This window comes from Rhodopseudomonas sp., from assembly GCF_048594845.1.
Taxonomy (GTDB): Bacteria; Pseudomonadota; Alphaproteobacteria; order Rhizobiales; family Xanthobacteraceae; genus Rhodopseudomonas.
On record NZ_JBMDXE010000241.1, the window covers coordinates 1 to 10,163 of the forward strand.

The following is a 10,163-nucleotide window of genomic DNA, read 5'->3' on the forward strand; positions in this document are numbered from 1 at the left end:
CCCGCGCCGGCGCACCCAGCGCGGCACGCGCTGCCGCTACGATCTTTGCGGCACGGCGCGGGGGGGTGTGGGGCGCCGCGAGATCTCCGGGTATCGCGAGCGCCTCTCCGCCGTCGGCCCGGATCGCCGCGACGACGTCGCGCGCTTCCTTCTCGGCTTTGTTGTAGTGGACAACGACCTTCGCGCCGTCCGCGGCGAGGCGAAGCGCGATCGCCCGGCCGATGCCGCGACTGGCGCCGGTCACGACCGCCACCTTGCCGGTGAGGCGGCCGGTCATCGATCCCACGCCTGCGTGGTCTCGATGTCGCGCGCGAGGTCGAGCAGCGCCTTGCGATCAATCTTGTTGGTGCCGGCCCACGGTAGCTCGGGCAGGAAGCGGATGCGCCGCGGATGCTGATAGGCCGGCCCGCCGGCTAGCGCGAACCGTTTGACGTCCTCCGCCGACAGCGCGATTTCGCCGCGGCTGACAACGAAAGCGACCGGCACCTGGCTGCGTTCCTCGTCGGGCAGCGGCACGACGGCGGCCTGCTGGATGGCAGGGTGGCGCTCCAACAGCTTCTCTACTTCTCCGGGATAGATGTTCTCGCCGGCGCACACGAACATGTCGTCGGCCCGCCCGACGAAGTAGTAGAACCCTTCGGCATCGCGGCGCATGACATCGCCGCTGTTGTACCAGCCGTCGTCGCTCAGCACCTTGGCGGTCTGCGCCGGCAGATTGCGGTAGCCGGCCGTCACCGCCGGATTGCGCATCCACAGCACGCCCTCGTTCTCGGTGGCTCCAACGAGCTTGACGAAATCGGGGTTGATCGGGGTGCCGAGCGCGAGCGGCGGCGCGGGCAGGCCGTTCGGATGGGGACCGAAGATCGCGGGACCGGCCTCGGTGGTGCCATAGCCGACGCTGATGGTGATTCCCGGAAATGCCGCGCGAATACGCTCCAGCAGCGAGACCGTCATCGGCGCCGAGCCGAGCATCAGGCGCCGGAACGACGAGAAATCACGGGCGGCGAGCAGATCCGTTTCTTTCAGCGCGCGCGCCCACATCGTCGGAACCGCCGTCGCCGCCGTGACCTTGTGCTGCGCGATCGCGTCCAGAGAGGCGCGGCTGTCGAATGACGGCTGCAGCACCAACGACGCGTTGGTGCCGAACACTGTCTTGGCCGAGAACAGCCCGTTCATGTGATACAGCGGCTGCGCGATGATGTAGCGCTCGTGCTGATTGAGGGCTCCCGATGTTCGGGTCGAGAGCGCCCACAGCTGTCCGTGATGCGAGAGCGGCACGCCCTTCGGCCGGCCGGTGGATCCGGACGTGTAGAGCAATTGGCCGACCTCGTCGGCCTCGACGACGACGCTCTCGAACGAGCCCGGCTCAACCACGGATCCGAAGCCGTCCGAGCCTGCATCGTCGAACTCGATTACGGGGACGATATCCTGCAGCAAACCGCGGTGGGCTGCGTCGACGAAGCCGAGCTGCGCGCCGGAATCCTCGATCACGAACCGGATCGTCTCGGCGGGCAGCTTGATGTTGATGGGAACGGCCACCAGACCGGCGCGCATGATGCCGAAATAGGCGGCCAGATATTCGGCACGGTTGAACGCGGCGATCGCAACCGATGCGCCGCGCTGCAAGCCGCGCGACAGCAGCAGCCGCGCAATGCCGCCGGCGAGGAGATCGACGTCCCGGTGCGTGAAGGTGCGCTCGAGCCCGGGCGCCGGCGTGTCGATGATCGCGACGCGGTCGAGGTCGGCGTTACGGTCGATCAGATCGCCGAGATTGGTCCAACGCATGCTCGTTCATCCTTTAAGGGCAGTGTGTAGCGGTCTGACGGCTACGCCGGCGACGATCGGTTCGGGGACCGGGTGCACCAGCGGCGGCAAGTCGAAATGGCAGGCGACCGAGTGACCGGCGGCCTTGGGCCGCAGCTGCGGTTGCTGGTGGCGGCAGCGATCCTGCGCGAACGGGCAGCGCGTCACGAACACGCAGCCCGACGGCGGATTGTACGGGCTCGGAAGTTCGCCCTCGATCGGTTTGCGAACGCGCCGCCGGGCGAAGCGGGGATCGGCGATCGGTGCGCTCGCCAGCAGCGCGCGCGTGTAGGGATGCGCCGCCGACCGCCACACCGTGGCGACGGGACCGGATTCGACGATCCGGCCGAGATACATCACCAGCACGCGCTGGGCGACGTGCTCGATCACGCTGAGATCGTGCGAGATGAACAGGAACGCGATCTCGCGGCCGCGCTGCAGGCGCGTTAGCAGATTGATGATCTGGGCCCGCACCGAAACATCCAGTGCCGACACCGGCTCGTCGCAGACGACGAGCTGCGGCTCCAGCGCGAGCGCCCTGGCGATCCCGATGCGCTGGCGCTGTCCGCCGGAGAACTCGTGCGGGTAGCGCGTCGCCGCCTGCCGCGGCAGCCCGACCTGATCCATCAGATCGAGGGCGCGCTCACTCGCCTCGGCGCGCCGCCAACCGGCGATCAGCAGCGGTTGACGAATGATGGTGAGCACATCGTGCCGCGGGTTGAGCGAGCCGTACGGATCCTGAAAGATCATCTGGATCTTGCGGCGAAACTCCGCGCGTTCATGGCGATGGATCGAACCGAAGGCGCGTCCCTCGAAGGCGATCGAGCCTTCGGAGACCGGCGCCAGTTGCATGATGGCTTTTGCCAGTGACGACTTTCCGCAACCGGACTCGCCGACCAGCCCGACGGTTTCCCCGGGCTCGATATCGAACGACACGCCCGACACCGCCGAGAGCCGGCCGTGCGAACTCTCGTAGCGGACCACCAGATCACGAACGCTGAGTAGCGACACGGCGTGCGTCCTCCTCGGCAACGAAGCAGGCCGCGCTACGTCCTGGCGACAACGAACGAAGCGGCGGCGACGATGTCAGGCAGATATCGCGGACCTCAGAGCAGCGGTTGGAAAATGCACAGCCCTGCGGCAGCTCCGCGAGCGACGGCACGGTGCCGCCGATCTCCGGAAGGAAATCGCCGTGCCGCCGGCCGAGACCAAGCGTCGATCTCAGCAGCCCGCGGGTGTAGGGATGCTGCGGGCTCTCGAACAGATCGGCCGCGGGACCCTGTTCGACGGGGCGGCCGGCATACATGACCAGCACGCGGTCGGCGATCTCCGCGACCACCCCGAGATCGTGCGTGATCAGGATGAGCGCGGTGCCGAGTGATTGCTGCAGCTCCTTCAGAAGCTCGATGACCTGGGCCTGAACCGTCACGTCGAGCGCCGTGGTCGGCTCGTCGGCGATCAGCACCTTCGGCGAACAGGCGATCGCCATCGCGATCATCACCCGCTGCCGCATGCCGCCGGACAGCATATGCGGATATTCGTCGAGCCGGCGCCGTGCGTCCGGCACGCTGACGCGGTCGAGCAATTCGACTGCACGCGTCTCGGCGTCGCGGCGCGAGATCGGCATGTGGGCGCAGATCGCCTCGGTCAGTTGCCGGCCGATCGACATCACCGGATCGAGCGCGCCGAGCGGGTCCTGAAAAATCATGCCGATCTCGCGGCCGCGCACCTTGCGTATCCGTGCTTCAGGCAGCGTCGCCAGGTCGACGCCGCCGAGGTCGATCCGGCCGGCGACGATGCGCGCCGGCGGCGTCGGCAGCAGCCGCATCAGCGCCAGCGCCGTCAGCGATTTGCCGCATCCGGATTCACCGACGATCGCCAGTGTTTCTCCCGCAGCTAGGGCTAACGACAGGTTGTCGACCGCCTGCATCACGCCCCCGCGCGTGCACAGCGAAACCGACAGTCCGTCGACGCGGAGGAGGGGATCGTTCGTCATCGGTCACGCAGTTTCGGGTTGAGCGCATCGTTGAGGCCGTCGCCGACGAGGTTGAGGGCCAGCACGGTGATCATGATGGTCGCGCCGGGGATCGCGCAGATGTACCAGGACGTCCGGATCAGGCTGCGTCCGTCGCCGATCAGCCGTCCCCAGCTCGCAATGTTCGGGTCGCCCAGGCCCAGGAACGAAACGGCCGACTCGTAGAGGATCGCGCCGGCCACCGAGAGCGAGGAGAGCACGACGATCGGCGGCAGCGCGTTGGGAAGGATCTCTCCGAGGATGATGCGCAAGTTGGACATGCCCATGGTCCGGCACGCCAGCACGAACTCGCGCTCGCGCAGCGTCAGGAATTCGGCGCGCGTCAGCCGCGCGATCGAGGTCCAGGTCACGAGGCCAACGGCGATGACGACGTTCTCAATCCGCTGCCCGAGGATCACCACGATCGTCAGAACGAAGATCAGGGCCGGCACGGTCTGGAACAGCTCGGTGATCCGCATCAGCACGCGGTCGGCCCATCCGCCGAAATAGGCGGCGGTGGCGCCGACCGACACGCCGATCACGGTCGCGGTGATCGACGCGAACAAGCTGATCGCCAGCGTGGTCCGGGCGCCATGGGCGATCATCGCGGCAATGTCACGGCCAAGCGAATCCGTCCCGAGCGGATAGGACGAGTTGATGAATGGCCAGATTTCCGGACGCGCGACGATGCGCAGCGGATTCCGCGGAAACAGCAGCGGCGCCAGCGCGGCGATCGCCACCACGGCGACGACGATGATCAGGCCCGCAACCGCCGCCCGGTTGCGGCTGAAGTTGCGGATGAAGTCCAGCAAAGTCGAGGCGCGCATCATCGTGCCGTCCGGATGCGCGGATCGAGCCGTGTGTAGATCAGGTCGACCGCCGCGTTCGCCAGCGCCACCACCAGCGCGCCGAGGATGAGGATGCCGAGCACCACTGGATAGTTCCGGCTCATCACGGAGTCGAACAGCAGGCTGCCGATGCCGGGCCAGCTGAACACGGCCTCGACCACCACGCTGCCGCCGAGCACGGTACCGAGCTGGAGCCCGAGCAGGGTGACCACGGGCAGCAGCGCGTTGCGCACCACGTGGGCCAGGATGACCCGGGTGCGCGACAGGCCCTTGGCCTGTGCCGCGCGCACGAAGTCGAGCCGCGCGACCTCGAGCATCGACGCGCGCATCACCCGCGCGTAGGTCGCGGCATAGAACAGCCCGAGTGAGAGCGCCGGCAGTGCGAGATGGCGCAGCACGTCCAGGCTCGCGGCCAGCCAGGAGTGGTCGACCCCGATCGAGGTCATGCCGCCGACCGGAAGCCATCCCAATTTCACCGCGAACAGGATCGTCATCATCAGTCCGAGCCAGAAACTCGGCGCGGCGAAGAAGAACACGGCGGCAAACGAGATCAGATTGTCCCAGATTGTATTCACCTTGGCGGCGGCAATCGCGCCGGCGGTGGTGCCGAGCACGACGGCGATCGAGATGGCCGCCAGCATCAACAGCAGCGTCGCCGGCAGTTGTTCGAGGATGACGTCGAGCACCGGCGCGTTCTGCCGATACGAGAAGCCGAAATCGAACCGCAGCACCGACCAGATGTATTTGGCGAGCTGGATGTAGGCCGGGTCGTCGAAGCCGTACAGACTGCGCAGCTTCTCGAGCATCGCCGGATCGATGATCTGCTGCTCGGACGTCATGACGTCGAACAGGGTGCCCGGCGCCAATCGGATCAACACGAAGTTGAGCACGATGACTCCGAGCACCAGCGCCACGATCTCTCCGAGCGCTTTGGCCAACCGCCGCATGCCGCGCATCCTACCTCGCCAGCCAGACGCCGGACCACGACTCGCCCATGAAGTCCGCGGCGAGCGAGTGGTCGCGGACGTCGGCGCGCGCGATGGTGACCGGCTCGAGATCGACCAGAGGCAGGATCGGCGCCTCGGTGGTCACCAGCTTGTCGAAGCTGTGGACCAGGCCGACGCGGCGTTCCGGATCGGTCTCTCGAGCGATCTCGGCAACCAGGCCATCGACTTGCGGGTTCGAATAGCCGGTCGCGTTCCGGAACGCCGCGCCCTTCACGATGCCGTCCGTCGTGTAGAACTGCGTGGTCGATGGCAGCAGTTCGATCGAGCCGGAGTTGTTGGAAATCGCCACGTCGAAATCGTAGTCGGTGTAAATCCGCTTCAGCGAGGTCGCGCGATCCGGGACGGAGAGTTCGACCTTGATGTCGACGTCCTCAAGCGCCTGTTTGACGTATTGGCCGATCTTGACGTTCTCTTCGAACCAGCCGGCGGACACCAGGCTGATCGAGAAGCGCGATCCCTTCTTGACCGGATAGCCGGCGGCATCGAGCAGGGCGCCGGCCTTCTTCGGATCGAACGGATAGTTCGGCACGTCGGGCGTGAAGAAGATCTTGTTCGAGGCATGGATGGCGCCGACCGACGGTTTGGCGCGGCCGAAGAAGATCGTGTCGGCGATGAAGCTGCGGTCGATGGCGTGATGCAGCGCCCGCCGGACCTCGGGCTTGGAGACGATGTCGCGGCGCTGGTTGAACTCCAGTGTGGTGAGCCACGCGGAGTTGGCGTAACCCTTGGTTTCGGCGACGAACTTGCCGCCCTGTACGAGGCGCGGGATGTCCGGCGGCGGCACTGCATTGAACACGGCAAGGTCGAGCTGTCCCGCCTCGAACGCCGCGGAGCGCGACGCGGGATCACGCCACCAGCGGATGATCAGCCGGTCCAAATACGGCTTGCCGGCGTCCCAGTAGTTCTCGTTCCGGGTGAACTCGACGTGGCTGCCGCGCACCCATTCCTTGACCTTGAATGGGCCAGTGCCGATCGGCGCGTTGTTGATCGGATTGGTGAGAATGTTGCTGCCGTCGTAGACGTGCTTGGGAATGACCAGCGCGCCTTTGCCGGCCAACACCGATTTGAGGAAGAACTCCGGAACAGGCGCCTTGAACTCGAGTACGGCCGTCGTCTGGTCGATCGCTTTGGCGCCGGCAAGCGCATCCAGCGCAGCGCCCGCCGAGATCGGCTTCCAGTACGACAGCGCGCTGAAAACGATGTCGTAGGCAGTCAGGGGCTTGCCGTCGTGCCAGGCGACACCGTCACGCAGCTTGATCGTGTAGCTGGCGAAGTCCGCGGAGGGCGTGACGGAGGTTGCCAGCACGGGCTTGAACTGCAAGTCGTCGGACAGCGCCAGCAGCCGCTCCAGCACCTTGGTGGAGGTGAAGTCCGGACTGGATCCGCCTCCGGGAGGCACGAACAACGCCTGCGGTTCGAGCCCGCCCCAGGTCGCAACCAGCGTGCCGCCGCGTTTCGGCGTTTCGGCGGAAGCGCGGCCGATCAGGCCGGGCACGAGCGCGCTGCCAGCCGCTGCCAGAAGAAGATGCCTTCGAGTAAGTCCGGTCATAGTCGTCCCCGTATTTGATCGATGTGCCGGTCAGCCGGCGCTCGGCAGTGTCGAATAGGTGCCGCGCCCGACCGCCAGCAGCGTGCCGTTCTCGTCGAACACGTCGACGTCAGCGACGCCGACGCTCTTGCCGCTTCTGCGAACCCGACCGACGCTGATCAGCGCCGTCTTGACCGCTGGACGCAGGTAGTCGACGCGAAAGTTGATCGTCGGCAGGCCGTGGCCGGCCAGTGCCGCGAGTGCAAAATCCCCGACGGTGTCGATCACCGCCGCGATCGCGCCGCCGTGCCACTGACTAGTGCCAGCGCCGCGTTCGAATTCCGACCGCATCTCGGTACGAACCGTGATTTCCTGCTTGGCCAAGTCCAACGAGACGACCTTCAGCCCCAGCCACGAATTAAACGGCGACGCATCGAACTTCTGCTGGATCTGCTCGGCATCGAGCGGCGTCGTCATGGCGTCACCACGACTTTGCCGAACACCGCTCGATCCTCGACCGCCTGCACGGCGAGCGCGCCTTGCTCGAGCGGGTAGGCATGGTCGATCAGCACTTTGAGCTTGCCGTCGCCGACCAGCTGGAACAGCTCGCGAATGTCGTCGGGCTCCCAGCCGTTCGAGCCGAGGATCTGCAGTTCGAACGTCCAGATGAATCGAATGTCCTCCTGCGGAGCGTAACCGGCGGTGGCGCCACAGGTGAGAAGACGCCCGCCGAGCCGCAAGGCGCGCAGGGATTTCACCCAGGTGTCGCCGCCGGTGAAATTGACGACGACGTCGACGCCGCCGCCCTCGACGAAGCGGCGGCGGTGCGGCTTGCCGTGACGCTCGTAGATCACCTTCAGGAAATCATCGCGCGTGTAGAGGATCGTTTCGTCCGCGCCGAGTTCTTCGAGGCGGCGCGCCTTCTCTTCGGAGCCGGCGGCCGCGATCACATAGGCGCCGGCGAGCTTGGCGAGTTGCACGCAGCAGACGCCAACTCCGCCGCTGGCGCCCAAAATCAGCACCTTCTCGCCGGCTTTGACCTTGCCGATTGTCTTCATCATGCGCAGCGCGGTGCCGTAGGCGACCGGCAGCGCCGCGGCCTGTTCGAACGAGACGTTATCGGGAATCCGGATTAGTTGATGCGCACGGGCGCGGCAGAATTCGGCGAGTCCGCCGTCCACCGTCTCACCCATCAGCCCGCCTTCGACCCGATTGATCGGGTCGACCAGAACGCGATCGCCGATCTTCCAATCGCTGACGTAGGGGCCGACCTCCGCGATCTCGCCGACGACATCGAGTCCGACGACGACAGGCAACGGCACTTTGATGCCGGGCATGCCCCGGCGGGTGAAGACATCATGGTAGTTGATGGATGACGCACGAACCCTGAGAAGAACATCACCATCGCCTATCTTGGGAGTGGGATAATTGTCTTCATAGATCAGTTTTTCAGGTCCACCATGCTCCCGTAAGACGACGGCACGCATTGACTCGATTTCTCCCATGTCGCTGAACTAATCGAAAATGTCGCGACAGTGTGCGTCGAGTTTTACCGCCGGATCAATAGAATGGTGTCTCAATCTGGCGCCCAAACAATCAGTCGTATTCTCGTTTAGTATCCATATTGATGACGCCCGTTCTCTTTTCCGCACCACGATGCGGGGCGCGGGCGCGGAACGGCGATTCCGATTGCGATTATTGATTGCCCCTATGAGTGCAATCGCGCGACGGGATGTGCCGTGTATTTGTGGTGAGCTCTTCAGAGGGGCGCGAGAGAGTTTTGTGTTCTCGTGCCTGAGAGCGGAGTTGCTATTTACGTCAGAAGGGCTGTCTTGGAGTAAATATTCGCTTTCATTATCGTGTGGATTGACATCGATTAGCAGGTCGTCGACACGGGCCGCCTGATCAAGTGCAAGGGGCGTCATGAAAACACTGCTGTCGATCGCTTCCGCGATGCTCGCCGTTTCGTCGTTTGTGCTGTCGCCCGCGCGCGCACACGAGGCGCTTCGAATCGGGGCGCCGCTGCCGCTCACGGGCGCGCTGGCGCCCGAAGGCGCGAAGCTGAAGCAGGGCTACGAGCTGTGGCTGGACAAGGTCAACGCGGCCGGCGGCGTGAAGGTCGGCGACAAGACGCTGAAGGTCGAGCTGGTCTATTACGATTACCAATCGACTACGCCGAAAGCGGTTCAGCTCGCCGAAAAGCTGATCAGCGACGACAAGGTCGACTTCCTGTTCTCGCCATTCGGCTCCGGGGCAGCCAAGGCTGTCAGTTCGGTGGCGGAGAAATATGGCGTGCCGCTGCTGGCCTCCAGCGCGTCGTCGGCCGAAGTGTTCGACCAAGGCTATAAGAATCTGTTCGGCCTCTACACCGACAACAGCACGCTCAGCGAGCCGATCGCCGAATTGATCAAGACCAAGCTGCCGGACGTGAAGCGGGTGGCGATTCTCGCCCGCAACGATCTGTATCCGTTGTCGCTTGGCAATGAATTCGAGAAGAGTGCCAAGAAGCGCGGTCTCGAAGTGGTCTATTCCGAGAAATATCCGATCGGGACGCTCGATCACTCATCGGCGCTGACCCAGTTGCGGGCGGCGAAGCCCGATTGGGTCGTCGTCACCGGCTATATCAACGACCTCATTCTGGTTCGCAAGCAGGCCGCTGAACTCAAGGTTGGTGGCCAGGTCTACACCTTGATCAACGGTCCGGCCTACAAGGAGTGGATCGACGCGGTCGGTCCGCTCGCCGAAAACGTCACCACCGCGAGCTGGTTTCATCCCGTGCTGAACTACACCAGCGAGGACGTGTTCGGCTCGACCAAGGCGTTCGTCGAACAGTTCAAGGCGAAGTACGGCGTCGAGCCGGATTTCACCCAGGCATCGGGGGCGGCGGTTGGCGTTATCCTGCAGGCGGCCATCGAGCGGGCCGGATCGAAAGATCGCGCGGCGGTGCGCGAGCAGCTCGTGAA

10 protein-coding genes are annotated in these 10,163 nt (G+C 65.0%); 1 reads left to right on the forward strand and 9 read right to left on the reverse strand.

Features of this window, described 5'->3' with window-relative positions:
- From ACOJTD_RS15495 to ACOJTD_RS15535, 9 genes are all read right to left on the reverse strand, one after another.
- Window positions 1-277 (reverse strand): SDR family NAD(P)-dependent oxidoreductase (locus ACOJTD_RS15495; RefSeq protein ID WP_420133788.1); only part of this gene is annotated, 277 nt, incomplete at its 3' end.
- Window positions 274-1,785: a class I adenylate-forming enzyme family protein gene (locus ACOJTD_RS15500; RefSeq protein ID WP_420133789.1), complete on the reverse strand. Its 1,512-nt coding sequence runs from the start codon at window positions 1,783-1,785 to the stop codon at window positions 274-276. The genes ACOJTD_RS15495 and ACOJTD_RS15500, both read right to left, overlap by 4 nt.
- A gap of 6 nt (window positions 1,786-1,791) precedes the next feature.
- Window positions 1,792-2,814 carry an ABC transporter ATP-binding protein gene (locus tag ACOJTD_RS15505; RefSeq protein WP_420133790.1) on the reverse strand — a complete coding sequence of 341 codons (1,023 nt, stop codon included), beginning with the start codon at window positions 2,812-2,814 and terminating at the stop codon, window positions 1,792-1,794.
- On the reverse strand, window positions 2,792-3,799 hold the full coding sequence (locus tag ACOJTD_RS15510; protein WP_420133791.1) for an ABC transporter ATP-binding protein: 1,008 nt from the start codon (window positions 3,797-3,799) through the stop codon (window positions 2,792-2,794). Before ACOJTD_RS15510 ends, ACOJTD_RS15505 begins: the two co-directional genes overlap by 23 nt.
- Window positions 3,796-4,647 (reverse strand): ABC transporter permease, encoded by an 852-nt coding sequence (locus ACOJTD_RS15515; protein ID WP_420133792.1) that lies wholly within the window; start codon window positions 4,645-4,647, stop codon window positions 3,796-3,798. Before ACOJTD_RS15515 ends, ACOJTD_RS15510 begins: the two co-directional genes overlap by 4 nt.
- The gene (locus tag ACOJTD_RS15520; protein ID WP_420133793.1) at window positions 4,644-5,612 is read right to left on the reverse strand and encodes an ABC transporter permease; all 969 of its coding nucleotides are present in this window, start codon (window positions 5,610-5,612) and stop codon (window positions 4,644-4,646) included. The genes ACOJTD_RS15515 and ACOJTD_RS15520 overlap by 4 nt, the downstream gene beginning before the upstream one ends.
- Window positions 5,613-5,622: 10 nt before the next feature.
- A complete protein-coding gene (locus tag ACOJTD_RS15525; RefSeq protein ID WP_420133794.1) occupies window positions 5,623-7,167 on the reverse strand; it encodes an ABC transporter substrate-binding protein in 1,545 nt (514 codons plus the stop codon).
- Window positions 7,168-7,251: 84 nt separating this feature from the next.
- Window positions 7,252-7,677 carry a PaaI family thioesterase gene (locus tag ACOJTD_RS15530; protein ID WP_420133795.1) on the reverse strand — a complete coding sequence of 142 codons (426 nt, stop codon included), beginning with the start codon at window positions 7,675-7,677 and terminating at the stop codon, window positions 7,252-7,254.
- Window positions 7,674-8,687 carry a zinc-binding dehydrogenase gene (locus ACOJTD_RS15535; protein WP_420133796.1) on the reverse strand — a complete coding sequence of 338 codons (1,014 nt, stop codon included), beginning with the start codon at window positions 8,685-8,687 and terminating at the stop codon, window positions 7,674-7,676. Before ACOJTD_RS15535 ends, ACOJTD_RS15530 begins: the two co-directional genes overlap by 4 nt.
- A gap of 436 nt (window positions 8,688-9,123) precedes the next feature.
- Here ACOJTD_RS15535 and ACOJTD_RS15540 point away from each other — a divergent pair.
- Window positions 9,124-10,163 (forward strand): amino acid ABC transporter substrate-binding protein (locus ACOJTD_RS15540; protein WP_420133797.1); only part of this gene is annotated, 1,040 nt, incomplete at its 3' end.